The sequence below is a fragment of the Micromonospora sp. NPDC049900 genome (assembly GCF_044461025.1).
Taxonomy (GTDB): Bacteria; Actinomycetota; Actinomycetes; order Mycobacteriales; family Micromonosporaceae; genus Micromonospora.
This window is the reverse complement of sequence record NZ_JBITKM010000007.1, coordinates 72,828-95,447: the sequence shown is the minus strand read 5'-3', so window position 1 is coordinate 95,447 and position 22,620 is coordinate 72,828. Positions and strand designations below refer to the sequence as shown.

At 73.2% G+C, this 22,620-nt stretch carries 27 protein-coding genes; 20 read left to right on the top strand and 7 right to left on the bottom strand.

Annotated elements, in window-relative coordinates; genetic code table 11:
- The first annotated feature begins 13 nt into the window (after positions 1-13).
- The 3 genes from ACIBMZ_RS17740 (at position 14) to ACIBMZ_RS17730 (ending at position 3,759) form a co-directional block, all read left to right on the top strand.
- Positions 14-1,264 (top strand): glycosyltransferase family 4 protein, encoded by a 1,251-nt coding sequence (locus tag ACIBMZ_RS17740; protein WP_396694979.1) that lies wholly within the window; start codon positions 14-16, stop codon positions 1,262-1,264.
- Positions 1,265-1,343: 79 nt separating this feature from the next.
- Entirely contained in the window at positions 1,344-3,128 is a 1,785-nt protein-coding gene (locus ACIBMZ_RS17735; protein ID WP_396694977.1) for a DUF4012 domain-containing protein, read from the top strand.
- 13 nt (positions 3,129-3,141) lie between these two features.
- Positions 3,142-3,759 (top strand): hypothetical protein, encoded by a 618-nt coding sequence (locus ACIBMZ_RS17730; protein WP_396694975.1) that lies wholly within the window; start codon positions 3,142-3,144, stop codon positions 3,757-3,759.
- A gap of 104 nt (positions 3,760-3,863) precedes the next feature.
- Here the strand turns inward: ACIBMZ_RS17730 and ACIBMZ_RS17725 are convergent, their stop codons facing one another.
- Positions 3,864-4,460, bottom strand: a complete 597-nt coding sequence (locus ACIBMZ_RS17725; RefSeq protein ID WP_396694973.1) for an NADPH-dependent FMN reductase — start codon at positions 4,458-4,460, stop codon at positions 3,864-3,866.
- 63 nt (positions 4,461-4,523) lie between these two features.
- Here ACIBMZ_RS17725 and ACIBMZ_RS17720 point away from each other — a divergent pair, with 63 nt between their 5' ends.
- Both ACIBMZ_RS17720 and ACIBMZ_RS17715 read left to right on the top strand, forming a co-directional pair.
- Complete coding sequence (locus ACIBMZ_RS17720; protein WP_396694971.1) at positions 4,524-4,913, top strand: MerR family transcriptional regulator; 390 nt, start codon at positions 4,524-4,526, stop codon at positions 4,911-4,913.
- Between the two features lie 65 nt (positions 4,914-4,978).
- Positions 4,979-6,094, top strand: coding sequence for an erythromycin esterase family protein (locus tag ACIBMZ_RS17715; protein WP_396694969.1), 1,116 nt, complete (start codon positions 4,979-4,981; stop codon positions 6,092-6,094).
- Positions 6,095-6,125: 31 nt separating this feature from the next.
- Here ACIBMZ_RS17715 and ACIBMZ_RS17710 read toward each other — a convergent pair whose 3' ends face one another.
- Positions 6,126-6,272, bottom strand: a complete 147-nt coding sequence (locus tag ACIBMZ_RS17710; protein WP_396694967.1) for a hypothetical protein — start codon at positions 6,270-6,272, stop codon at positions 6,126-6,128.
- A gap of 108 nt (positions 6,273-6,380) precedes the next feature.
- Here ACIBMZ_RS17710 and ACIBMZ_RS17705 point away from each other — a divergent pair, with 108 nt between their 5' ends.
- The 4 genes from ACIBMZ_RS17705 (at position 6,381) to ACIBMZ_RS17690 (ending at position 9,567) form a co-directional block, all read left to right on the top strand.
- Positions 6,381-6,725, top strand: a complete 345-nt coding sequence (locus ACIBMZ_RS17705; protein ID WP_396694965.1) for a MazG-like family protein — start codon at positions 6,381-6,383, stop codon at positions 6,723-6,725.
- 195 nt (positions 6,726-6,920) lie between these two features.
- A complete protein-coding gene (locus ACIBMZ_RS17700) occupies positions 6,921-7,856 on the top strand; it encodes a hypothetical protein (protein ID WP_396694963.1) in 936 nt (311 codons plus the stop codon).
- A gap of 32 nt (positions 7,857-7,888) precedes the next feature.
- Positions 7,889-8,860, top strand: coding sequence for a pirin family protein (locus tag ACIBMZ_RS17695; RefSeq protein WP_396694961.1), 972 nt, complete (start codon positions 7,889-7,891; stop codon positions 8,858-8,860).
- Between the two features lie 44 nt (positions 8,861-8,904).
- Positions 8,905-9,567, top strand: coding sequence for a hypothetical protein (locus ACIBMZ_RS17690; RefSeq protein ID WP_396694959.1), 663 nt, complete (start codon positions 8,905-8,907; stop codon positions 9,565-9,567).
- A gap of 267 nt (positions 9,568-9,834) precedes the next feature.
- Here ACIBMZ_RS17690 and ACIBMZ_RS17685 read toward each other — a convergent pair whose 3' ends face one another.
- Positions 9,835-10,107: a DUF2795 domain-containing protein gene (locus ACIBMZ_RS17685; protein WP_396694957.1), complete on the bottom strand. Its 273-nt coding sequence runs from the start codon at positions 10,105-10,107 to the stop codon at positions 9,835-9,837.
- A gap of 142 nt (positions 10,108-10,249) precedes the next feature.
- Between ACIBMZ_RS17685 and ACIBMZ_RS17680 the strand changes: the two genes are divergently transcribed.
- On the top strand, positions 10,250-10,657 hold the full coding sequence (locus ACIBMZ_RS17680) for a DUF2267 domain-containing protein (RefSeq protein WP_396694954.1): 408 nt from the start codon (positions 10,250-10,252) through the stop codon (positions 10,655-10,657).
- Between the two features lies 1 nt (position 10,658).
- On the opposite strand, the gene ACIBMZ_RS17675 is transcribed toward ACIBMZ_RS17680, so the two are convergent.
- Complete coding sequence (locus ACIBMZ_RS17675; protein ID WP_396694952.1) at positions 10,659-11,825, bottom strand: CaiB/BaiF CoA transferase family protein; 1,167 nt, start codon at positions 11,823-11,825, stop codon at positions 10,659-10,661.
- A 263-nt stretch (positions 11,826-12,088) separates the two neighbouring features.
- On the opposite strand from ACIBMZ_RS17675, the gene ACIBMZ_RS17670 reads away from it, so the two are divergent.
- The 5 genes from ACIBMZ_RS17670 to ACIBMZ_RS17650 are packed head-to-tail and all read left to right on the top strand — an operon-like array spanning position 12,089 to position 16,126.
- Positions 12,089-13,105, top strand: coding sequence for a TerC/Alx family metal homeostasis membrane protein (locus ACIBMZ_RS17670; protein WP_396694950.1), 1,017 nt, complete (start codon positions 12,089-12,091; stop codon positions 13,103-13,105).
- Positions 13,106-13,145: 40 nt separating this feature from the next.
- The gene (locus tag ACIBMZ_RS17665; protein WP_396694948.1) at positions 13,146-13,745 is read left to right on the top strand and encodes a sulfite oxidase-like oxidoreductase; all 600 of its coding nucleotides are present in this window, start codon (positions 13,146-13,148) and stop codon (positions 13,743-13,745) included.
- 8 nt (positions 13,746-13,753) lie between these two features.
- On the top strand, positions 13,754-14,476 hold the full coding sequence (locus ACIBMZ_RS17660) for a ferredoxin reductase (RefSeq protein ID WP_396694946.1): 723 nt from the start codon (positions 13,754-13,756) through the stop codon (positions 14,474-14,476).
- 12 nt (positions 14,477-14,488) lie between these two features.
- Positions 14,489-14,776, top strand: a complete 288-nt coding sequence (locus ACIBMZ_RS17655) for a DUF6510 family protein (RefSeq protein WP_396694943.1) — start codon at positions 14,489-14,491, stop codon at positions 14,774-14,776.
- A gap of 48 nt (positions 14,777-14,824) precedes the next feature.
- Positions 14,825-16,126, top strand: a complete 1,302-nt coding sequence (locus tag ACIBMZ_RS17650; RefSeq protein ID WP_396694941.1) for an NAD(P)/FAD-dependent oxidoreductase — start codon at positions 14,825-14,827, stop codon at positions 16,124-16,126.
- A gap of 39 nt (positions 16,127-16,165) precedes the next feature.
- Here ACIBMZ_RS17650 and ACIBMZ_RS17645 read toward each other — a convergent pair whose 3' ends face one another.
- The gene (locus tag ACIBMZ_RS17645; RefSeq protein WP_396694939.1) at positions 16,166-17,146 is read right to left on the bottom strand and encodes a 4a-hydroxytetrahydrobiopterin dehydratase; all 981 of its coding nucleotides are present in this window, start codon (positions 17,144-17,146) and stop codon (positions 16,166-16,168) included.
- Between the two features lie 229 nt (positions 17,147-17,375).
- Here ACIBMZ_RS17645 and ACIBMZ_RS17640 point away from each other — a divergent pair, with 229 nt between their 5' ends.
- Complete coding sequence (locus ACIBMZ_RS17640) at positions 17,376-17,678, top strand: hypothetical protein (RefSeq protein WP_396694937.1); 303 nt, start codon at positions 17,376-17,378, stop codon at positions 17,676-17,678.
- 90 nt (positions 17,679-17,768) lie between these two features.
- Here the strand turns inward: ACIBMZ_RS17640 and ACIBMZ_RS17635 are convergent, their stop codons facing one another.
- Both ACIBMZ_RS17635 and ACIBMZ_RS17630 read right to left on the bottom strand, forming a co-directional pair.
- Positions 17,769-18,125, bottom strand: a complete 357-nt coding sequence (locus ACIBMZ_RS17635) for an STAS domain-containing protein (protein WP_396694935.1) — start codon at positions 18,123-18,125, stop codon at positions 17,769-17,771.
- A gap of 62 nt (positions 18,126-18,187) precedes the next feature.
- A complete protein-coding gene (locus tag ACIBMZ_RS17630) occupies positions 18,188-18,541 on the bottom strand; it encodes an STAS domain-containing protein (RefSeq protein WP_396694933.1) in 354 nt (117 codons plus the stop codon).
- 276 nt (positions 18,542-18,817) lie between these two features.
- On the opposite strand from ACIBMZ_RS17630, the gene ACIBMZ_RS17625 reads away from it, so the two are divergent.
- From ACIBMZ_RS17625 to ACIBMZ_RS17610, 4 genes are all read left to right on the top strand, one after another.
- Positions 18,818-20,560: a SpoIIE family protein phosphatase gene (locus tag ACIBMZ_RS17625; protein ID WP_396694931.1), complete on the top strand. Its 1,743-nt coding sequence runs from the start codon at positions 18,818-18,820 to the stop codon at positions 20,558-20,560.
- The gene (locus tag ACIBMZ_RS17620) at positions 20,557-21,618 is read left to right on the top strand and encodes a B12-binding domain-containing protein (protein WP_396694929.1); all 1,062 of its coding nucleotides are present in this window, start codon (positions 20,557-20,559) and stop codon (positions 21,616-21,618) included. The genes ACIBMZ_RS17625 and ACIBMZ_RS17620 overlap by 4 nt, the downstream gene beginning before the upstream one ends.
- 77 nt (positions 21,619-21,695) lie before the next feature.
- Entirely contained in the window at positions 21,696-22,055 is a 360-nt protein-coding gene (locus ACIBMZ_RS17615; RefSeq protein WP_396694928.1) for an STAS domain-containing protein, read from the top strand.
- A 58-nt stretch (positions 22,056-22,113) separates the two neighbouring features.
- Complete coding sequence (locus ACIBMZ_RS17610) at positions 22,114-22,560, top strand: response regulator (RefSeq protein ID WP_350697328.1); 447 nt, start codon at positions 22,114-22,116, stop codon at positions 22,558-22,560.
- The last annotated feature ends 60 nt before the right edge of the window (positions 22,561-22,620 follow it).

Below are 22,620 nucleotides of genomic sequence, written 5' to 3'. Positions count from 1 at the left end.
AGGAGGTGGCGGGATGCGGATCGGCCTGCTGACGTACCACTTTCCGCCGGAACCGGCCTTCATCCCCGGCAGCCTGGCCGAGGAGTTGACCGCCCGGGGCCACGAGGTGCGGGTGCTGACCGGTTTCCCGGACTACCCGGGCGGGCACGTGTACCCGGGGTGGCGCCAGCGCTGGCGTCACGAGACGCGCAGCCGGGGGCTGACCGTGCGGCGGGTGCCCCGGTACAGCACCGGCGACCTCTCCCCGCGCGGCCGGACGGCCTCCTGGCTCTCCTTCGCGGGGAGCGCGGCGCTGGTCGGACGCCGGTTCCTCACCGGGGTCGACGTGCTCTACGTGCACCAGCCCCCGGCCGCCGCGTTCGCCACGGCGGCGCTGCTGCGCCTGCTCGGCCCGGTGCCGCTGGTGCTGCACGTGCCGGAGGTGTGGGCCGAGGACCTGCCGGACGGCGCCGACGGGCGGTGGGCGGCCCGGGTGCGCGCCGCGATGACCCGGACCTACCAGGCCGCCACGGTGGTGGCGGTGACCTCGCCGTCGTTGCGGGACGCGGTCGTCGGGGTCGGTGTCGATGCGGCCAAGGTCCGCGTGGTGCTGAACTGGACCGACGAGCGGATCTTCCAGCCCGCGACGGCGGGTCCGGCCGCGCGTCGACTGGTGCGTCGCGACGACCGGTGCGTGGTGATGCACGCCGGCACCATCGGGGCGCGGCAGGGACTGGAGACGGCGGTCCGGGCGGCGGCCGCGCTGGACAAGACCGTCGACCTGGTCCTGGTGGGCTCGGGCGCGGACGAGCGGCGGGTGCGGGGGCTCGCCGACGAACTGCGTGCCGACAACGTCCGGTTCGTCGACCGGCGTTCGCCGTTGGACATGCCGGAGCTGTACGCCGCCGCCGACTATCAACTGGTCATGTCCCGGGACCTGCCGGCGCTGCGCAGCGCCGTGCCGGACAAGCTCCAGTCGGCGCTCTCCTGTGGCGCGCCGGTCGTCGCCTCGACCGGCGGCGACACGGCCGCGCTGGTCGAGCGCACCCGGGCCGGGCTCTCCTGCCCGCCGGAGGACTGGGCCACCCTGGCGGACCGGTTCTGGCTGGCCGCGCACATCCCGCCGCCGGCCCGCGCCGAGATGGGTCGGCGCGGTCGCGAGGCGTACCTGCGGGAGATGTCGATGCCGGCCGGGGTGGACCGCATCGAGGCGCTGCTGCGGGCGGCGGCCGGCAGCAGCGCCCGGAACGCGAGTCACGACCGAAACTCACATACAGCCCGATAGCGTCATCAATTCCCCAACAATGTCGTTACCTGTTAGGAACAATGGTGGCTTCTGTCCGAATTTTGGAGTGGAGAGTGGTGTGACGGAACGCGAGAGCCCGCGCCGTATCCGCGGCCGGTCCCGCCGACGGCGGCGCGCCCGTCTGCGTCGTGCCCTACTCGTCACGCTGGTGGTCGGCTCGCTGCTGGCCGGCGTCGTCGGATGGGTGGGATTCCGGGGCTGGCAGGCCCGCGCGCACCTGGTCAACGCCGCCGGACTGGCCGGTGAGCTGAGCGCGCACCTGGTCGGTGGCGACACCGACCGGGCGCAGCGGACGCTCGCCGCGTTGCAGGTGCAGTCCGGCGCCGCCCGCGCGGCCACCGCCGACCCGGGTTGGTGGACGGCCCAGCACGCGCCGTACGCGGGCGCCAACCTCGCGGCCGTCCGGCAGATCGCCATCGCCGTCGACGACCTGGCCCGCCAGGCGTTCCCGGCACTGCTGCGGGTCGACCTCGGTGGCCTGGTGCCGCAGTCGGGGCGGCTGGACCTGGGCGGGCTGCGGGGCGTCGGCGACGAGTTGGTCGAGGTCGACGCCACCGTCCAGCGGATCCGCGCCGAACTGTCCGTGGTGCCCGTCGACCGGCTGGTCGGGCAGGTACGCGAGGCGCTCCAGGAACTGCGCGGCGAGATCGACCGGCTGGCCGACATGACCTCGGCCTCCGGCAAGGCCGCCCAACTGCTGCCGCCGCTGCTCGGCGTGGACGGCGCACGGCAGTACCTGCTGGTGTCGCAGAACTCCGCGGAGCTGCGGTCCACCGGCGGCATGTTCGGCGCGTACGCGGTGATCAAGGCCAACAAGGGTCGGATCGAGATGGGCGACCAGGGGGCCAGCAGTGGCCTGGGGATGTTCGCCAAGCCGTTGAAGATCCCGGCCGAGCAGCAGGCGCTCTGGGGCGAGCTGCCCGGGATGTACCCGGCCGACGTCAACCTCAGCCCGCACTTCCCGACCGCCGCCGCGCTCTACCGGGAGATGTACCGGCGGCACAGCGGCGACACCGTGGACGGGGTGCTCGCCGTCGACCCGGTGGTGCTGTCGTACCTGTTGCAGGCCACCGGGCCGGTCCGGGTGCCCGGCGGGGTGTCGCTCAGCACCGAGAACGCGGTGCGGACCCTGCTCAGCGACACGTACCAGCGGATGGCCCCGGCGGAGCAGGACATCTTCTTCGCCGCCGCCGCCGCGACCGTGTTCGACACCCTTTTCGCCCGTAACACACACCCGAACGGGCTATTGTCCGCTTTTAGCCGCTCTATACAAGAACGTCGGATACTGTTCTGGAGTGCCCGTCCGGAGGAACAGCGGGTGTTCGGCGAGAGCCGAATGGCCGGGACGCTTCCGGAACAGGACACCGTGCCCACTGTCGGCGTGTTCCTCAACGACGGCAGTGGCGCGAAGCTCGGCTACTACCTCCGGCAGACCGCCGACCTCACCGTCGGCGACTGCCTCGCCGACGGTCGTCGCGAACTGCACCTCCGGGTGACGTTGCGATCCACCGCGCCGGCCTCGGGTCTCACCGAGTCCGTGCTCGGACTGGCCCAGGCAGGAGACCCGTACACGGTTCGGACCCTGGTCTCGGTCTACAGCCCGGCCGGCGGGGCGGTGCTCGACACCCGCCTCGACGGGGCCGAGACGTCGGTGGGCAACGGCACCGAGCGACGCCGCCAGGTGGCCACGGTGAACGTCGAGACAGGACCGGGGGACACCCGGACGCTGCAGGTCTCGTTGCTGACCGGCAAGACGGGCAGCGGCTCGGCCGAGTTGTGGCTCACGCCCACCGCCACCCCATGGACCACCCATGTTGTCACCGCACCAAGCTGTACTCAGTAGGAGGGAACCAACAATGCGGCTATCCCGCATCATCATGGCGCTCACGGTCGGTTTGGCCGTGGTCGCCGTGCCGACCGCGGCGGGGGCGGCGCAGCCGCAGCCGACGCCATCCGTGAGTGGAACACCCCAGCCACCGCCCTATCCGCCGGTGCTGGCCTCGCTCACGGTGAACCGACCGACCATCTTCCTCGGTGAGACGGTCGTCCTGACCGGCCGCAACTTCGGGCCGAACGAGACGGTCGACATCACCGTCACCACCCAGCCGCTGGCGGCACCCGCCGCCGGCACCGCCCGCCGCAGCGACGGCAGCACCGTCGCGATGGCCCCGGTCGCCTTCCAGGCCAGCGCGCCGTTGACCTTCACGGCCCGGACCAACGCGCGCGGCGAGTTCAGCCGCCGGTACACCCCGTCGGTGACCGGTCTGCTCACCTTCACCGCCGTCGGCCGGGAGTCCGGCCGGACCGCCTCGACCGAACTGCGCGTGCTGCACAAGAAGAAGCCGCACCTGCCGGTCACCGGCAGCAACACGAGCACGCCGATGAAGGTCGGTGGCGGTCTCGTCGCGGCAGGCGCGGTCATGCTGCTCGGCACGGTGCTCTGGCGCCGCCGCCGCTTCGGCAGCGCGAACTGATCCGACACCGCGGGCCCGGCCCGCAGTGAACACCGGTGCCGGTGCCCGCCGTTCCCTCCGGCGGGCACCGGCACCGTTTCATGGCCTGGCCCGCCCGGCCGGTCCTACGCGGGGAAGGGGCGGCTCCGGCGGGCGTCCGCCAGCACGTCGGCCCACCACCGCAGCTCGTCGAGGCAACCGGCCAGGCCACGGGTGAGGCGGTCGTCCGGCGCGTACCGCTGCTGTTCGTCCAGGCGGTCCCAGGGCGCGGGGAGGCCGACGACCCGGCGGGTGGTCACGACGTTGAGTTCGGCCAGCACACCGCGGAGTTGCTCGATCGCGGCGTGTCCGCCGTGCACGCCGTACGCCACGATCGTCGCGGGTTTCAGGCGCCACTCCCGGTAGTGCCAGTCGATCAGGCGCTTGAGCGAGGCCGGGTAGCCGTGGTTGTACTCCGGCATCACGAAGACGAAGGCGTCGGCCGCGTCGATCCGGTCGGCCACGGCGCTTTTCGGCCCACCGCCGGGATACAGCAGACTGTCGTCGGGCAGGAGCGTGTCGGCCAGGTCGATCAGATCGACGTCGGCGGAACCCTCCAGTGCGGCGACGACCCAGTCGGCGACCGTCGGCCCCATCCGGTCCTTGCGTACGCTCGCCGAGATCACCGCCACGCGTACGCCGGAGGGCGGGGTGTCGTCGTGCGGTGCGTGCGAAGTGGTCATGGCAGCGAGGTTCCAGGTTCACCATTGGTTGAAGTCAAGTCGGGGCGTGACTACCGTCCGGGTATGACCGTGAAGCCGGACGCCCCGATGACGCTCACCGTCGGCGACGTCGCCGCCCGCAGTCGCGTCGCACCGTCCGCCGTGCGCTTCTATGCGAACCATGGCGTGATCAGCGCCGGCCGCACCACCGGCAACCAGCGCCGTTTCGAGGCGTCGGCCGTGTGCCGCATCGAGGTCGCCAGGGTCGCCCAGCGGGTCGGCCTGACCGTGCGCGAGATCGCCGCCCTCTTCGACGGACTGTCGGCGGACCCGACGCCCGAGGAGTGGGGTCAGGTCGCGCACCGGCTGGTCAGTGAGGCCGAGGAGCGACTGGCCGACCTCAGGACGCACCTCGCCGCCCTGGGATCCGGCACCCGGCTGTGCGACATCGGGCGCGGCCACGCGATCCGGTGAGCACGCGGACGGCCTCGGTGACGAGGCTTGACTTCACCATATGTTGAACTGTGATCGTGCGTCGTATGAGCGGACGGACGTACGACCTCCGGCAGACCGGGCACCGCATCGCATCCCTCGTCGGCCACGCCACGATCGTCGGTCTCGGCACCTCCACCCGCGAGGCACACGAACTCTTCGGCCTCGTCGAGCAGAGCACCCACGCGCTGATCGAATCCGGATTCCGCGTCGTCGCGGTGGTCGACAACCCGCGCATCGGTGAGCGGTACGACGATTTCGTCCAGGGCAGGGCGATCGATCTCGACGCAGCGCTCGGCCAGGCGTGGGGGCCGTGGCGGACGGCCGAGATGCGCGAGGCGCTCGGTGGGCTCCGCCGGCACAACGAGCGGCACCCCACGGACCCGGTGCGGATCGTCGCGGTCGGCGGTTCGCGCGTGCTGCCCGCCGACTACGACCGTGTCGTGAGGCTGCTCGCGCGGCTGGACCCGACGACGGCGACGCAGGCCAAGAGCCTGCTCGACATCATCCGCACCGCCCACGACGACGGCGAGCACGTCCGACGGGCGCGGGGCACCCACCCCGGCACGCCCTTCGTCGACCTCGCCCGCGCCGCCCACGATCTGGTCGTCGGGCTCGACCCCGGCCCGGAGCGCGACGAGGCACTGTCGCTGCTCGACGCGATCGTGGCGCACCACGCCAACGCCATCGGGGTGGGTCACGACCTGGTGCGGGAGGAACGGGAGACTGCCGACCGGCTCCTCGCCCATCAGCGGCGCACCGGCGCCCGCATCGTCTTCTGGGAGGGCAGCACGCGGGTCGCGGCACACGAGGTGATGACCGGCGGCCATCTCCGGGCGGCTCTCGGCGACGGATACGCCGCCGTGCACCTCACCTTCGGCCAGGGCCGGATTCCCGGCCGGGACCTTCCCCGGGCGAGCCCGAACTCGCTGGAGTCGGTGCTGCTGGCCGGCGGTGGCGTCGACGTACGGATCGTGGACCTGCGCTCGCCGTCTCCGACCGAGCTGGCCCCGCTTCTCGACCGTCCCGCGCGGACCCGGGTGGTCTCCGGCAGGTACGACCCCGAGCGCGACGAGGAGCACTACCACGAGCTGCCGTCCCCCCGACACAGTTTCGACGTCGTCGCGGTCCTCCCCACGATCACCGCCGTCCACCCGATCTAGACCGTCCCGCGCCGCCGTCCCGCCCTGTCGATCAAGAGGTTTCGGTGCTTTCGGGGCGCGTCGAGCACCAAAACTCCTTGATCAACAGGGTGGAGGCGGGGGCCTGGTGGAAATCGGGCTCACCCGGGTTGCGGTCGACCACAGCGGCGAACACCGACTCGACCGTCTCCGGCATCACCGACACGTCCTTGCGGTCCGCGCACGGCGTCGTCGCCGCGCCTCGGCACCGCCGTCACGGCGGTGCCCCCGGATACGGATGGTGACCGCCGTCCGGTTCACTGGCGGAGTGGACGAGACGATCTGGACGACGGTACGCACCGCGCGTGACTGGCTGGACGCGACCAACGGCACCGGGGAGGCGGAGCTGACCTGTCGGATGCTCAAGCTCACCGAGGAGGCGGGTGAGGTGGCGGGCGCCTGGATCGGGTGCCTCGGCCAGAACCCGCGCAAGGGGGTCACGCACACCCGGGCGGACGTGGCGGCGGAGCTGGCCGACGTGGCGTTCACCGCGCTGGTGGCCATCGAGAGCCTGGGTCTGGACGCCCGGGAGGTCCTCGGCGACTGTGCCGGCAAGGTCGCCGGACGACTGGATCCGCCGGCCGGGGGCGAGGTTCGTCGCCGGGTTGACTGATCCGACCCGCCCTCTGGCGCGTACCTGCTGGTAGGGGACCGTGGAAGGGGACGTGGCATGGCCGAGTCGGAGCACGAGGCGTACCGTCCGAGACCCTCGGGACAGGGGTCGGGAGACGAGGTGCCGGCGCCACCGGTGACCGTCGGTGACGAGCCGCGACACGCGGGCGGTGTGACCCTGGGTGACGAAGCGGCCGTGAGTCGACACGAGGCCGGCGCCCCGGACGGACCCGAGTCCCAGGGCCCACCCGGCGAAGAGGACGAGCGGGACCAGCCCGCACGTCGGGACGAGCCGGGGGGCCCGGCCGACGTCGCGGCCGGACGACCGACCTGGTCGGCCGGGGCACGGTTGCTCGCCGCCGCCGCGGTGCTGATGCTCGGGCTGGGCGCGACCGCCGTGGTGGTGATCCTCTCCGACCCGCACCGGCTCGGTCGGGTCTTCTCCGGCGACCTGCCCGAGGTCACCGCCGCGCCCGAGGGCACCAGCGGACTGGGCGGCGCGGCCCGGGCGGCGGCGCAGAGCCCCGAGCAGGTGGAGACCGCGCCGCTGGACGGCCGCCGACAGGCCACCTTCGAGCTGGTCGACGGGGTGACCCGGTTCGACCTGCGGGTGGCGGACCTGGGGGAGGAGCTGTACCGGATCATCACCCCGGCCGAGTCGGTGACCCGGCTGCGTCCGGAACTGGTCGGCGACCGGGTGCGGCTGCGCCTGTCCCGGGAGGGTGACGGGCCGGGCGAGGTCGAGGTGCTGCTCAACGCCCGGGTGCGCTGGCAGGTGTCGCTCACCGGCGGCAGCACCGACCGGCGGCTGGACCTCGCCGCCGCCCGACTCAGCGGCCTGGAACTGGCCGGCGGGGCGACCCGGACCACGCTGCGGCTGCCCGCGGTGGAGGGCCTGGTCGTGGTGCGGGTCACCGGTGGGGTCAACCGGTTCGACGTCACCGTGGTCGGTAGCGTGCCGGTCCGCGTCCGGTCGGTCGCCGGTGCCGGCGCGGTCGCCGTGTACGACGAGCGCCTCGACGGGGTCGCCCCGCAGACGGTGCTCGGGTCGCCGGGCTGGGACCGGGCCGGCGACCGGATCTTCCTGGACCTGGTGGCGGGCGCGAACCGGGTGACCGTACGCGGCGGCTGAGCGGGCCGGACGCACGGGCGTACAGTCGGATGGTGGAACGTGCCGAGTCGATGCCCGCGCAGACCCGACCACCCGGTGTGGCCACCGTCGACCCCGGCAGCGTCCTGCTGCCCGGTCACGACGTGCCGTTGGGGCGCTACACCACGGTGCGTAGGCTGCTGCCGCAACGCACCCGCCGGATGGTCGGCGCCTGGTGCTTCGTGGACCACTTCGGTCCGGACGACGTGGCGCAACGGCCCGGCATGGAGGTGCCACCGCATCCGCACACCGGGCTACAGACCGTGACCTGGCTGCTCGACGGCGAGATCCTGCACCGCGACAGCCTCGGCAACGTGCAGCCGATCCGGCCCGGCCAGCTCAACGTGATGACCTCCGGTCACGGCATCGCGCACTCCGAACGGTCCCCGGCGGCCCATCCGCCGCTGATGCACGGCGTGCAGCTCTGGGTGGCGTTGCCGGACCCGGCCCGGGCCGGCGCGGCCGACTTCGCCCACCACGCCGAGCTGCCCCGGTGGCGCGACGGCGACCTGGACGTCACGCTGCTGGTCGGCGACCTCGGCGGCGAGGTCTCGCCCGCCCGGGTGCACACCCCGCTGCTCGGCGCGCAGCTCGACCTGCGCGGTGCCGGTCCGGTCGCGGTGCCGTTGCGCCGCGACTTCGAGTACGCGCTGCTGGCGCTCGACGGCGCCGCCGAGGTGGACGAGGTGGCGCTCGAACCCGGGGCGCTGCTCTGGCTCGGCACCGGCCGGGACGTCCTGACCGTGCGCGGCGGGCCGGGGACCCGGCTGATGCTGCTCGGCGGGACGCCGTTCGAGGAGCCGCTGGTGATGTGGTGGAACTTCGTCGGCCGCAGCCACGAGGAGATCGCCACCGCCCGGGAGGACTGGATGGCCGGTCGGCGGTTCGGCACCGTCGCCGACGACCCCGACCCGCCGCTGCCCGCCCCGGCGCTGCCCACGGTCCGGCTCAAGGCCCGGGACCGTTCGGGCGGCTTCCGGGACTGACCGCGTCGCAGGCGTGGCCGCCGTCGGCGCGGGTAACAGCCGACATGACCAGCACCGTGACCACCGTCGAGGACCGTAGACGCCTGGCCCGGCGGCTCGCCGGCAGCGGCCGGGGCTTCGCCGAGCAGTACGGCTTCCGGGTCACCAACAACCCGTCCAGCCTGTTCCAGGTGCTCTGCCTCGCGGTCCTGCTGGCCCGCCGGGGGGACTTCCGGCGGGCTCTGGACAGCGCGCACGCGCTGCCCGACGCCGGGTGGGACAGCGCGGCCCGGTTGGCCCGTGCCACTCACGCCGACCTGGTCCGGGTGTTGCGCGAGCGCGGCCGGCGCGGTGACGTGGACGCGGTGGCGACGCTGCTCGGCGATCTGGCCCGGACGGTGCGCGACGAGTACGGCGGCGACCTGCGCCGGCTGCGGTCCGCGGCCGGCTACGACCCGGCGCGGCAGCGGGCCCTGCTGGCGGCGTTGCCCGGGGCGGACGGAGAGGCGGTCGACCTGTTCCTCCGCGAGGCGCAGGCGCTGTGGCGGGAGGTCGGACCGGTGGCCGACCGGCGTGCCCTGACCGCAGCCCGCCGCCTCGGTCTGGGCCGGTCCGCCGAGGATCTCGCCGCGCTGTCCGGGGGGCGCGAATCGGAGCGCTTCGCCTGGCTGGTAGGGGCTCTGGCACGGGTCGATCTGGAGCGGCGGTACGCCGCACCGACCGGATGAATACCTTCGTCGGCACCCCCTGTCCGTTCGGCTGATGGCGTGGGGTAAGGTGGTCGCAGTAGCAGCCGCCCGGTTCGGGTGGTTGTCGCCGTCTGGTCATGTCGACCCGGTTCGGGTCGGCAGTGCCACCAGGGCAGGCGTTTACGTAGCGGCGCTCCCGGTCGCGGTTCGCGACCGGGGCGCCCGCCTGTCGGCGCCCCGTCGAGCGCCGTCACCTCGACATGCCGACAGCCGGTCCGGGCCCTCGCCCGTGGACCGGCCGCCGGATCAGATGCTGCGCAGGTGCTGGGACACCCGTTGGTGACGCTTGTCGCGTCCGGCCGCGCCGCGCTGCGCGTCGTCGGCGTCCTCGCTCGCGTCGATGTGGGCGGAACGTGCCACCTCGGTGCTGTTCGCGTAGTCCACCGGCGGCAGTGCGCGCAGGGCCTGCACCACGTCCGGCGGCGCCCCCTCACGTTCGGCCTCGCGGACCACGTCGTCCTTGCCGGCGGGGTAGTCCAGGCTGGACAGGTACTGCAGGACGTCGGCGTAACTCGCCATCGGTTCGGCTCCTCCCGGCTTCGATCCGGCCACGACCGGGCGCGGTTACCCGCCGCGGCTGCCGTCACGCCCGACCCGGTGCAGAATCGGCCGCCGTTTCCGGCCCGCTGCGCCGGGTAACCGCCGCCCGAGGGGGTACGCGATGGACTACGACACCTTCGTCGACCGGGTCGCCCGTCGGGCGGGCACCACGCCGGAGCGGGCGGTGGAGCTGACCCGGGCGACGCTGGTCACCCTGGCCGAGCGGCTCACCGGCGGCGAGGCCCTGGACCTGGCTCTGCAACTGCCGGTGCCGCTGCGGCAGTCGATGCGGTCGACCCCCGACAGCGAGGCGGCACAGCGGTTCGACGCCGACGAGTTCGCGGCCCGGGTGGCGTTCCGTCTCGGCGTCGAGACGTCGGCGGCCCGGGGCGGGGTCCGCGCCGTCTTCACCGCGCTGCGCGAGGCGCTGGCCGGCGAGTTCGACACGCTGGTGGTCCAGTTGCCCCGCGACTATCGCGACCTGGTCGAACCCGCACTGGCTCCCGGCGCGACCCTGCGCCGCCGGTGACTCAGCCCACCGCCCCGTCGGCCCGCAGGGCCGCCACCCGCTCCGGACCGTAGCCGACCTCGCCGAGGACCTCGTCGGTGTGCTCGCCGGGCCAGGGCGGCGGCCGGCGTACCGAGGTGGGGGTGCCGGAGAAGCGGGGGGCCGGGGCCGGTTGCACCACCCCGTCCCGGACCACGAACGTGTCCCGGGCGGCCAGGTGCGGGTGCTGCGGCGCCTCGGCCCAGTCCAGCACCGGCGCCACGCACGCGTCCGAGGCGGTGAGCAGGGCCGCCCACTCGTCCCGGGTCCGCGTCCGGAACAGCCGCGCCCAGGCGGCCCGCAACGCCGGCCAGTTCGCCGGGTCGGTCCGGTCCGGCGCCTCGTCGCCCGACACCGGGAAGCCGGTACGGCGGACCAGTTCCTCGTAGAAGCGCGGCTCCAGCGCACCGACCGCGACATGCCGTCCGTCCGCGCACTCGTAGGTGTCGTAGAACGGCGCGCCGCCGTCGAGCAGGTTGACCCCGCGCGGGTCCTGCCAGAGGCCGAGTCCCCGTAACGCGTGGATCTGCGTGCCGAGCACCGCCACCCCGTCCACGATGGCCGCGTCGATCACCTGGCCGGTGGCGCCGCCGCGCACCGCGTAGAGCGCACAGACCACGCCCAGGGCCAGCATCATCCCGCCGCCGCCGAAGTCGCCGAGCAGGTTGAGTGGGGGCACCGGCCGATCGTCGGCCCGCCCGATGCCGTGCAGCGCGCCGGTCAACGCGAGGTAGTCGATGTCGTGCCCGGCGTACGGGGCGCTCGGGCCGTCCTGCCCCCAACCGGTCATCCGGCCGTACACCAGTCTCGGGTTGACCGCGTGGCAGTCGGCCGGGCCGAGGCTGAGGCGCTCGGTCACGCCGGGCCGGAACCCCTCGACCAGCGCGTCCGCGCCCTCCACCAGCGCCAGCACCACCTCGCGTCCACCGGCGGACTTGAGATCCACGCCGACCGAGCGTCGGCCCCGGTTGAGCAGGTCCGGATGGGCGGTGCCGAAGGCGGTGGGGTCCACCTCGGTGACCCGGTCCACCCGGATCACGTCCGCGCCGAGATCGGCCAGCATCATCGCGGCGAAGGGGCCGGGACCGATCCCGGCCAGCTCGACCACGCGTACTCCGGCGAGTGGGCCGGCCGCCCGTTCTGCGGTCATCGTCATCACGATAGGCGCTCGTGTCCGAGTCCGGTACCGGCATCGTCACTCCGCGTTCCGACCTGGTCGGACGCGGTCCACGCCGATGGGAGCCCCCGTCTGGCGGGTCGGATCGGGCTGTCCTAACCTTGGCGGTACGAGGGGAGTACTTCCCACGAACCATACCGGTCAGTACGGCGCACCCCGGGTGTGCCTCGGGTGGTTGCCCACCGAAACGTGGGTGAAGGAGACCTCGAACATGACACGGTGTTCGAGGAGGCCCCATGTCCGAATTGTCCTATGCTGCTGCCGGTTTGCAGTCGGTGGGTACGCCCACTCTCTGGGCGGTGACGATCGCCGGCGTGCTGGCCCTGCTGGTACTCGACTTCGTGGTGACGCGCAAGCCCCACGAGGTGTCCCTGCGGGAGGCACTGGGCTGGTCGACCTTCTACATCGCGCTGCCGCTGGCCTTCGGTGCCTGGGTGTGGTCCGAGTTCGGTTCGGAACGGGGCTTCGAGTACCTGACCGGCTATCTGGTCGAGAAGTCGCTGTCGGTGGACAACCTGTTCGTGTTCATGCTGCTGCTGGCGGCATTCGCGGTGCCGACCGAGTTGGCCCAGCGGGTGCTGCTGTTCGGGATCACCGGCGCGTTGGTGCTGCGGGGTATCTTCATCGCGTTGGGTGCGGCGGCGTTGCAGACGCTGGACTTCGCGTTCCTGATCTTCGCGTTGATCCTGTTGTTCACTGCGGCGAAGCTGTTGCGGGACGCGTTCACCGGGCACGAGCAGTCGGTCGACATCGGCAACATGCGCTCGGTGCGACTGCTGCGCCGGTTCATGCCGGTGGTCCACGAGTACCACGGCACCAAGATGGTCGTCCGGGTCGACGGTCGGCGCGCCCTCACTCCGCTGGCGCTGGTGGTGGTGGCCGTCTTCGCCACCGACGTGGTCTTCGCGGTGGACTCGGTGCCGGCGGTCTACGGCATCACCGAGGACCCGTACCTCGTCTTCGCCACGAACGCGTTCGCGTTGCTGGGTCTGCGGGCGCTCTACTTCGTGCTGCACGCCGCGCTCAGCCGCCTGGTCCACCTCACCTACGGCCTGGCGATCATCCTGGCGTTCATCGGCGTCAAGCTCGGCCTGCACTGGGCGCACGGCATCTGGGAGGGCGTGCCGGAGATCCCGACCGTGGCGTCCCTGCTGGTCATCATCGGTGTGCTGACGGTCGTGACGATCACCAGCCTGCGTGCCACCCGCAACGTGGTGCCGGGCTCCAAGGAGGTCGTCACCGAACGGAAGTGACCCGCCCCCGTGACGGGGCCGGGCGTGGTACGACTGTGCGGTGGGTATCGTCACGCCCGGCTTCCAGGGTCGGCCACGCGCCGACGCACCGGACCTGCCACCCGGTCAGTACCTGACACCCGACTTCCCCGTGCTCTCCGCCGGCCCCACACCGAAGGTGCCGCGCGAGAGCTGGGAGTTCGTCATCACCACCGAGACCGGCACGGAGTACCGCTGGTCCTGGGCCGAGATGATGGCGTTGCCGCAGGAGACCCCGACGGTCGACATCCACTGCGTCACCCGCTGGTCGAAGCTCGGCACCACCTGGCGGGGCGTCTCGCTGGACACCCTGCTGGACGGGGTGGACACCGCGGCGGACTACGCCCTCGCCCACTCCTACGGCGGCTACAGCACGAACCTGCCGCTGGAGGACCTGATGGACGGTCGGGCCTGGCTGGTGCACACGTACGACGACGCGGAGCTGCCCGCCGAGCACGGCGGACCGGCCCGGCTGCTGGTGCCGCACCTGTACTTCTGGAAGTCCGCCAAGTGGGTGCGCGGCATCCGGCTGGGCCTGGAGGACACCCCCGGTTTCTGGGAGACCGCCGGCTACCACGACTACGGGGATCCGTGGCGTGAGCAGCGGTACCAGGGCGATTGAGCGGGCGGATGCGGTGGCAGCAGGCCCGGCTGGTGCACCGCCGGGTCGAGACGCCCACCGCGCACACCCTGGTGCTCCAGGTGCCGGGCTGGCCCGCCCACGTGCCCGGGCAGCACGTCGACCTGCGGCTCACCGCTGCGGACGGGTACCAGGCGGCCCGGTCGTACTCGCTGGCCGCGCCGGCCGACGGCGACCACATCGAGGTGACCGTGCAACGGGTGCCCGACGGCGAGGTGTCGCCGTTCCTGGTCGACGGCTACCGCGAGGGTGACCCGATCGAGGTGCGCGGCCCGATCGGCGGCTGGTTCGTCTGGCGGCCCACCCAGACCGACCCGGTGCTGCTGGTCGCCGGAGGCTCGGGTGTGGTGCCGTTGATGGCGATGATCCGGTCCCGCCGGTCCGCCGGCAGCCGCACCCCGTTCCGGCTGATCTACTCCGTGCGCACCCCGACCGACGTGTTCTACGCCGACGAGCTGCGGCGGCGGATCCGCGACGACGCCGGTCTCGACGTCGCGTACGTCTACACCCGCGAGGCCCCGGACGGCTGGTCGGGCGAACCGCACCGGCTCGGCCTCGCCGACGTCAACACGCACGGCTGGCCACCGGAGCTGACACCGCTGGTCTACGTCTGCGGCCCGACCGGCTTCGTGGAGACCGTCTCCGACCTGCTCGTCGGCCTGGGCCACCCGGCCCGGCGGGTACGCACCGAACGCTTCGGCCCGACCGGCTGAGAGGAGCCACGGATGACCGCGCTGCCGTACGTGGACGGGAACATGCTCGACGGCCCGCTGGGGGAGGTGTTCGCGGTGGACCTGAGCACGGCCACCGGTCGCTGCGCCCACTGCGGTACCGCCGGCCCGATGGCCGGCCTGCGGGTCTACTCGCACGCCCCGGGGCTGGTGGCCCGTTGTCCGGCCTGCGCGGACGTGATGCTCCGGCTGGTCCGCGCACCGGACCGGGCCTGGCTGGACCTGCGCGGAGCGACGTTCCTCCAGTTCCCGATGCCGTCGGACCGGCCCTTCGGCCGGTAGGTGGCCGGGGCGACGTTTGTCGGCCTGCGGGGTGGGAACGGCCCCGGAATGACGAAGCCTCGTGTGGTGATCGTGGGGGCCGGTTTCGCCGGGTACCACGCGGCGAAGACGCTCAGCCGCCTGGCCCGCGACCGGGCCGAGATCGTCCTGCTGAACTCGACCGACTACTTCCTCTATCTGCCGCTGCTGCCCGAGGTGGCCGCCGGTGTGGTGGAGCCGGGTCGGATCGCGGTGCCGCTGACCGGCACGCTGGACGGGGTGCGGGTGGTCATCGGCGAGGCGGACCACGTCGACCTGCAGAACCGGTGGGTGGGGTTCACCCAGCCCGAGGGGGAGCACAACCGCCTGGCGTACGACCGGCTGGTCCTCGCCGTCGGCAGCGTGAACAAGCTGCTGCCGATTCCCGGCGTGACCGAGTACGCGCACGGCTTCCGGGGTCTGCCGGAGGCGCTCTACCTGCACGACCACGTGGTCCGTCAGATCGAGTTGGCCGAGCAGGCCGAGGACCCGGCCGAACAGCAGGCCCGGGCCACGTTCGTGGTGGTGGGCGCCGGCTACACCGGGACCGAGGTGGCCGCGCACGGGCAACTCTTCACCGACGCGTTGACCGCCCAGCGTCCCCGGTTGCCGATCCGCCCGAAGTGGATGCTGCTGGACGTCGCGCCCCGGGTGCTGCCGGAGCTGGACCAGCGGATGTCGCGTACCGCCGACCGGGTGCTGCGCCGCCGCGGCGTCGACGTCCGGATGGGCACCTCGGTGGCGGTCGCCACCGCCGACGGGGTCACCCTCACCGACGGGGAGTACGTGCCGACCTGCTCGTTGATCTGGTGCGTCGGCGTCCGTCCCGACCCGTTCGTGGCGCAACTGGGCCTGCGGACGGAGAAGGGACGGCTGGTCGTCGACGAGTACCTCAACGTGCCGGGCTTCCCCGAGGTGTATGCCTGCGGTGACGCCGCCGCCGTGCCCGACCTGACCCGGCCCGGCGAGATCTGCACGATGACCGCGCAGCACGCCCAGCGGCAGGGCAAGCTCGCCGCGCACAACATCGCCGCCTCGTACGGGCAGGGTCGGCGTCGGCCGTACAAGCACCACGACCTCGGTTGGGTGGTCGACCTCGGCGGCAAGCAGGCGGCGGCGAACCCGCTCAAGGTGCCCCTGTCGGGCCTGCCGGCGAAGGCCGTGACCCGTGGCTACCACCTGTTGGCCATGCCGGGCAACCGGGCCCGGGTGAGCGCGGACTGGCTGCTCGACGCCGCGTTGCCCCGGTCGGCGGCCCAGTTGGGTCTGATCCCCGCCGACGCGGTGCCGTTGGAGAGCGAGTCGCCGGAGCTGCCGAGCCACGCCCGCTGACCGGCCGCCGGGCGGGGGACGCCCGCCCGGCGGCGGTGATCAGCCGGCGGCCAACCCGGCGCCCGCCTCGTCGATCGCGTCGTCGACGGCGTGGGCCAGGTCGACGTCCATCGCGGTCACCGCTCCGGCGTTGCGGCTGCTGACGGTCAGCACCGCCGTGGTGGGGCCGGCGCGGCCGATGCGCGGCCGTCGGCCGGTCTCGTCCCGGAGCAGGTCGAGCCGGTCGAGCACCCGGTCGAGGTTGTCCGCGGGCAGTTCCAGCGTCCGGGACAGCGCCTCGCCGTCGCCGGACCAGTAGGGCAGCCCGCTCAGCGCGTCGCGCAGTTCGCCGTCGGTGAGCGGCGGGGTGCTGCCGTCGACGCCGACCACACCGCCGCCGGCTGCCGGCGGGTCGAGCAGGTCGCGCAACTCGTCCGGGACGTGCAGCGAGTCGACCAGGTCGCGGTCCTGCTCGGCGAGCGCCGCCAGGGTGGCCTCAGCCTGGTATCGGGCCTGCTCCGGGGTACGTCCGCTGATCCGGCCCACCTCGGACAGGAATCCGGACAGGTCCCGGTGGCGTCGGATGCCGTCGACCGGCACGACGTCGTGCAGCGAGGTCGGTACCGCCCGCAGCAGGCGCCGGCGCTCGCTAGCCTCCAGGGCCGTGGCCAGTACGAGCACCGTCGACTCGACCCCGACCTTGGCGGTACGGAAGTCGACGCCGGACCGCCGGACGACGTCCTCGACGAGTTCGCGGTAGCCCATGCTGGTGACTCCCGGGGCGTTCGTGCCCGGCTCGGGTCGGGGCCGAGGGTTCGCGGCGACCCCGGCCGGCGGAGGCGCGGGCCCACCGCGCGTCGTGTCCGGTTTGTGGTTCTTTCCGGCCGGCGGCGGACCGGCGCGTTTGCTCTGCTCCAGGTGCGTGAGCTGCTTGGAGGCGCTCAGACTCGCACCGGTGTCGGCGGCCTGAATACCGCGCTCACGGGCCTGCCGGGCCAGAGCGCGGCGGCGCTGGTTGTCGCCCTCCATCTGCTTGCGCACGGTGACACCTCGCTTCCGTCGGTTCTCGTCGGGCCTCACCGTGCCGCGTTCCCGTTGCCAGCGAGCAGGAAACGATCGCTCGGCCCGCGAGACGATCGTTCCCGGACGGGCCGGAGGGCTTCATCCGGCCCGGGTGAGGGGCGCTCACCCGGGCCGGTCGGACGATCGGGGTCGCCGGAGAACCCGGTGTGAGGCACGAACTTCCGAGGCACGCGGAAGGGAAGGTCCGATGAAGCAGATTGTCGAGATCGTCCCCGCCCGACCGGGCTGGTACGCGCGATGGCGTCTGACCGCCGAGAACACCCGGTGCTACCCGGTGACGCTGTGGGCGTTGCTGGAGGAGCCCGACGGCACCGGCCGCGAGGTGATCGGCGTCGACTGCGCCGGCCAGTGGCCCGGTGCGGAGGACGACGGCACGGACGGGGAGTTCGTCCGGTATCTGTTCCAGCCGCCGGAGGCGGGACCGCCCGACGACGCGGAGAGCACCGCCGAGCCGCATCGCGTGGGAACCCGTCCGGTCCCGACGCCCTGAGCCTTCCTCCGGCCCCCGGCCCCTGGTCCCAGGGTCGGGGGCCACCCCGGTCGGGCCGCGCCTCGCGCGCTCGGCCGACCGCGCGGTGACTCAGCCGACCGCGGTGACGCCGTCGCCGTCCACGGCCGGCGGCAGTTGCAGCAGCTCGGCCAGGCCGGTGCGGTCCAGCAGTTGACGCAGGATCGGGTTGACGTTGACCAGCCGGATCGGGTCGGACCCGCTGCGATGGGCCACCACGAAGGCGCTCAGCCCGGAGGAGTCGCACAGGCCGACCCCGGCGAGGTCGATGACGAGCTGCCGGTAGCCGGAGCGGCGCAGTTCCGCGACGGCGGCGATCAGGTCGGGTGCGCTGTCGAAGTCCAGGTCACCGGTCAGCCGCAGCTCGGCGCGTCCGGCGTCGAGACGGCTGACCTCGATGGCCAACAGCGGGGAGGACATGGACTCCATGCTCCCAGCCTCTGCGTCTGACGCAAGTCGCGGGGTCGGCGTTTTCGTCCGGAGAACAACTTTCACGCGGTGACGGTCGGCTGGTCCTCCGGCCCGGTCGCCGGTCCACCGTCACCGACCGGACGGGCGAGCAGCCCGGTGACGCCGGTCATGTCGAGGATGGTCTCCAGGAACCGCGGCACCGCGCACAGCTCCACCGTGCTGCCGTACCGCTGTCCCTCCCGCCAGGCGTGCACGATCACGCTGAGCCCGGTGCTGTCGATGAACTGCAGGTCCGCGAAGTCCAGCACGACCCTGGCCGGACCGCCGGTCAGCAGCCGGTCGATCTCCACCCGGAGTGGGGTCGCCGTGGTGTAGGCCAGGTCGCCGCCGACCCGGATGACGGGTGCCCGGGGATCGGCCCGGTCGACGGACATGCTCAGTGGCGTCGACTCGGGTCTCCGACCGTGTGACAGCAACGATCAGCCTTCCGCGGGGGTGGGTGGGCAGCGGCGTTCCGGATCGTAACAATCCCTGAGCTGCACCGCCTCTCGGGCGCGGCCGACCTCGGGTGAGCCGTACCGGGCGGGGCGCCGGCCGCCGTCGCTGCCAGGTGGCGGTATGCCGCGAGCAGCGTAGGGTGGGTGGAGGAACCACGACCGTGCGCCCCGCGCAACGCGGGTGCGGAATCGACAAGGAGTAGGGCCGAGCTGGTGACGGGTGCCGACGTCAGGGATCTCGAGCCCGGCGACGGACGGTTTACCCCGCCACGAGTCGCCCGGGTCCCGGCATGGCGCCCGGAGACGCCCCGGCCCACCGGTCTCTCCGCCCTGGAGCGCTCCCACTCGGCAGCCGACTGGCCCGAGGTGGTCGAGCACCTCCGCGAGGGAATCGTGGTGTGCGGTCCCGACGACATCGTGTGGCACGTCAGCCCGGTCGCCGAACGCCTCCTGCCGGAGATCGCCGTCGGCGGCACGCCGGCCACGGTCGACGGGCTGCGCACCGGGCAGACCGACTTCCTCCACCACGGCCGTCGACTCCGGGCCCGCCGGGTGCCGCTGACGGCCGGTCGGAGCTGCTGGTACGTGGAGGACGTCAGCGAGAGCGCCGAGCGTGTCGAGGCGCTCGCCGCCGAGCGCGCCCGGTCCGCCTTCCTGGCCGTCGTCGGCGAGAAGCTGGGCAATCCGCTGCATCCGGACCGGGCCGCCGCTGCCGTGGTCCGGCTCGCCGTACCCACCCTGGCGGAGGTGGCGGTGCTGGTCCTGGCACCGCGCTCCGGCCGGGCCCGCTGGTGGCGGGCCCGCCGCGCCGACGACGAGGCACCGGTGGTGGACCGGGGAGTGCTCTCCACCACCGACCTGCCGCCGGCTGTTGCGGACAGTCTTCAGGGCGTCCAGCCGCACACCGTCGACTGGCTCGTCGAACAGGCCGTCGAGGCGGGCTGGCTGCCCGGGTTGGCCGCCGCCGACGTCTGTGCCCGACTGGTGCAGTTGCCCGGTCGGGACGCACCCGCAGGAGTGCTGCTGGTGGCCCGCGCGGCCACCGACTGGTACGCCGAGGAGGACGTCGACCTGCTCCGGGCGTTCGCCGCCCGCGCCGGTGCCGCGCTGACCACCGCGCTGCTCTATCGCGAGCAGGCGGAGGTGGCCGACACCCTGCAGTCCAGCCTGCTGCCGGTGGCACCGGCGGAGGCGCCGGGCGTGCAGTGGGGTACGGCGTACCGCCCGGCCCAGGCGGGGCTGCGCATCGGCGGCGACTTCTACGGCTCCCACCGGCTGCCCGACGGCGGCTCGGTGTTCTTCCTCGGCGACGTCTCGGGCAAGGGGGTGGAGGCGGCCGTCTTCACCGGCCAGCTCCGGCAGTGCCTGCACGCGCTGCACCGGGTCGAGCAGCAGCCCGCCCGACTGTTGCAACTGCTCAACGACGCGTTGCTGGAGACCACCCTGGCCCACGGGCAGGGCCGGTTCGCCACGCTGGTGCTGGGCGTGGTCCGCCCGCACCGCGACGGCGGCCTGTCGCTGACCCTGGCCGGCGGCGGGCACCTGCCGCCACTGGTGCTGCGGAACTCCGGCGAGGTCGAGCAGTTGCCGCTGCGCGGCATGCTCATCGGCGTGGTGCCGGACCCGCGCGCCGGTCAGGTCACCGTCCGGCTGGCCCCGGGTGAGACGTGTCTGCTCTACAGCGACGGCGTCACCGAGGCGCGCGGCGGGCGGCGGGGCGACGAGCAGCTCGGCACCGACCGGCTGGTGCAGGCGGTCACCGACTGCCAGCGGATGCCCGCGCCCGCCCTGGCCGAGCGGATCGAGCAGGTCACCTGCGACTGGCTGGCGCACCGTGACCACGACGACATCGCGGTGCTCGCGCTGCGCGCCACCGGCGCCGGTCCGCGCTCGCACCGGCACCTGCACGCGGTGCCCGCCCCGCCCGGGGACGGGGAAGGGACGACCGGGTCGTGACCACCGCGACCAGGGGAGTCCTCTCCGCCGCCGCGTACGAGGACTACCTGCACTGTCTCGCCGAGGCCGACGAGTCCGCCGCCATCGAGGTGGCCCGGGGGCTGCTCGACGGCGGGGTGCCCGCCGAGCGTCTGCTGCTCGAACTGGTCGCCCCGGCCCAGGCCGAGGTGGGGGAGCGGTGGGCCCGCAACGAGTGGAGCGTGGCGCAGGAACACGCCGCCACGCACATCAGCGAGCGGGTGGTGGCGGCCATCGCCGCGTACTGCGAGGTGCGGCCGACCCGGGGTCGGATCGTGGTGGCCTGCATGGACGGCGAGTGGCACGCGCTGCCGGCCCGGCTGGTCGCCGAGATGCTGCGCCTGCGCGGCTGGCAGGTGACCTTCCTCGGGGCCAGCGTGCCCGCCGCGCACCTGGTGTCGTACCTGCACCGGCACGACGCGGACGTGGTCGCGCTGGCGTGCGCGCTGCCGATGCGGTTGCCGCACGCGCACCGCATGGTCCAGGCCTGCCGGCGCGCGGACGTGCCGGTGGTGGTCGGCGGGCGGGGCTTCGGCGTGGACGGCCGCTGGGCGCAGCGCCTCGGCGTGCTGTGGGCGCCCGACGGGCCGACCGCCGCCCGCCTGCTCGCCGACGAGCGGACGCTGCGGGCCGGGCCGCCGCCGGCCAGCCTGGCGCACCTCGCCGACGACGAGTACGCCGCCCTGGTCGCCCGGCGCGGCGAACTCATCGACAGCGCGCTGGCCGACCTGGCGCAGCGGCACCCGGTCGCCCGCGACTACACCCCGGCACAGATGGACTCGACGGTCAGCGACCTCGGCCACATCCTGGACTTCCTGGCCGCCGCGCTCTACGTCGACGACGACACGCTGTTCACCGAGTTCGTCGACTGGCTGGTGGCCGTGCTGGACAGTCGCGGCGTGCCGGAGGCCGCGGTGGACGTCGTCCTGAGCCACTACGCGCGCGTCCTGCAGGACTTCCCGCGCGCCGCCGGATACCTCCGGTCGGGCCGCGCCGTGGTGGCGGCGCGCTGCGCCCGCCCGGCACCCGCCGAGGCGTAAGATCCGGCCGGCCGTCGGGCTGGCACTATACTTGCGCCACTGCAAGCATCTGTCTCGTGAGGGCGGGAGGAATCACCGTGACGTTCACCGTCACGTACGCCGAGCGCCTCGGCGGCGGGCCCACCCGTCTCCGGCTCGCCGGCGAACTCGACATGAGTACCGCCGGACAGCTCAACGCCGTCATCGACCGGCTGGCCGACGCCGGGGAGCGCCGGTTGCTGGTCGACCTGACCGACCTCACGTTCTGCGACTCGACCGGCATCTCGGTCTTCGTCCGGGGCGACAACCGGGCGGCGGCCGAGGGCGGCTGGTTGCGCGTCACCGGCGCGAGCGGCCGGGTGGAGCGGGTGCTCAAGGTGACGGGTCTCGCCGAGGTGCTGGGGTACGGTGCTGACGCCGTCGACCCGGCGGCCACCGACCGCCCGGGGATGGGCTAGATTTCCCGCCAGCGCGGGGCCGAGAGGTCCCGTCCTCGCCGACCTGAGGCAGGTAACGATGGGCGCACGCACCCTTGACCCGGTACACATCCTCGTCGTCGACGACGACCCGGGTGACGTGCTCATGATCGAGGAGGCGCTGGCCACCTCGACCGTCGACAAGGTCATCGACGTGGTCAGCGACGGCCAGGAGGCGATGGAGTTCCTGCGCCGCGAGGGGCGGCACACCGGGGCACACCGGCCGGACGTGATCCTGCTCGACCTGAACATGCCCCGGATGGACGGACGGCAGGTGCTGGGCGAGGTCAAGAACGACGAGGACCTGCGGACCATTCCGATCGTCGTGCTGACCACGTCGAACGCGGACACCGACATCATCAGCAGCTACACGTTGCAGGCCAACGCGTACGTCACCAAGCCGATCGACCTGGACGACTTCAACGACGTCGTGCACCGCATCGACGAGTTCTTCGGCCGGGTCGTGGTGCTGCCCAAGCGCGCCTGACGCCCGCCGGCCCGACCGTCGCCCGCACGGCGCGAGGCGGGTCGGACCGGCGAGTGCGCG